A 1,379-nucleotide genomic window follows, 5' to 3' on the forward strand; every position below is an offset into this window, starting at 1 on the left:
TGTGTGGATGGCTCCCGCGTTGCAAGTGGCGATTTGATGTCGGCGGCTAGTCGGGTGCAGTCTTGTGTCCGGCCTGTTGATGCGGCCTTTTCCTCGACCGCTGGCCCTGATGGTATCCGCGAGCTAGGTCCCACTCTGCTTAACAGGCTATGATGCCTCGGACATTCGGCGGGGTGTCCTGGCTCCCGGTCTGACCGGTGCGCCATCACATCTCTTCGTCCTCGCAACCTCGTTGAGCTGGTCTCCTCCCGAGCGGCTTATACGGCGGCCATCGTCGGCTTCCGATAAGTGCCGCCGCGCGTCATGATCGCCCATGCCACACGGGCGGTGCGGTTTGCGGCCGCCACAGTAACGATCCGTGCTGGGCGGCGCTGGAGCATGGCGGGGATGCGTGGATCAACGGATGCAGGTGCCGTCCTGGCGCGCCTGATGAGGGATGTCATACCGATAACCAGCAGCCGGCGCAGGTAGCGGTCGCCCATGCGCGAGATCCGCCCCATCCGCTCCTTGCCGCCGCTCGAGTGCTGCAGTGGAGTCAATCCGAGAGAGGCCGCAAACTGTCGGCCCGACCTGAAGCGCTCGGGCTCCGTCACCGAGGCAGCGAGCGCGGTCGCCGAGACAATGCCCACGCCGGGGATCGTCGCCAGCCGCTGCGACAGTTCGTTCGATCGATGCCAGGCGAGCAACTCCTTCTCGAGGATTGCCAGCTGCGCCTGGAGGGAGCCGATCTGATGTGCGAGGCCGGTGACGACGCGCTGGGCCAACTCCGGCACATCCGGCGCGCGGCCGTCGGCCACCCGCCGCGCCAGCTCGAGCGCATGGTGCAGCCCTCGCGCCATCTCGATCCCGAACTCAGCGAGCAGGCCCCTGATCATGTTGACGAGCTGGGTGCGCTGCTTGACCAGCAGGTCGCGCGTCCGGTGCAACGCCAGCGCCGCCTGCTGCTCCAGCGACTTCACCGGCACGAACCGCATCGTCGGTCGGGCTACCGCCTCGCAGATTGCTTCGGCATCGTTGGCGTCGGTCTTACCGCGCTTCAGGTACGGCTTCACATAGGCCGGCGGCATCAGGCGCACCTCGTGGCCAAGCCGGGTGAGCTCTCGCGCCCAGTGATGTGAGGTGCCGCATGCCTCGATCCCGACGAGACACGGCGGCAGCTTCGTGAAGAACGGCAGCACCTGCGATCGCCGCAGCGCCTTGCGGACCGTCACTTCGCCAGCGGCATTGATCGCGTGAACCTGAAAGATGCTCTTGGCCAGATCGAGGCCGATCGTGCTAATCTCCATCGCGGATGGCTCCTCTCGTGCGTGGACGCTTCGACAGCAACCACACTTTGGCACTCAGATGCCGGGAGCGGGAGCCATCCACCCCATCTGCTT

Annotated in this window: 1 protein-coding gene; it reads right to left on the reverse strand. The window is 65.9% G+C overall.

Annotation, left to right across the window (positions count from 1 at the left end; genetic code table 11):
- Positions 1–257: 257 nt before the first annotated feature.
- Positions 258–1,286, reverse strand: a complete 1,029-nt coding sequence (locus tag GON01_RS16405) for an IS110 family RNA-guided transposase (protein ID WP_157028477.1) — start codon at positions 1,284–1,286, stop codon at positions 258–260.
- Positions 1,287–1,379 lie beyond the last annotated feature (93 nt).

It is taken from the genome of Sphingomonas horti (assembly GCF_009753715.1).
GTDB lineage: Bacteria > Pseudomonadota > Alphaproteobacteria > Sphingomonadales > Sphingomonadaceae > Sphingomonas_B > Sphingomonas_B horti.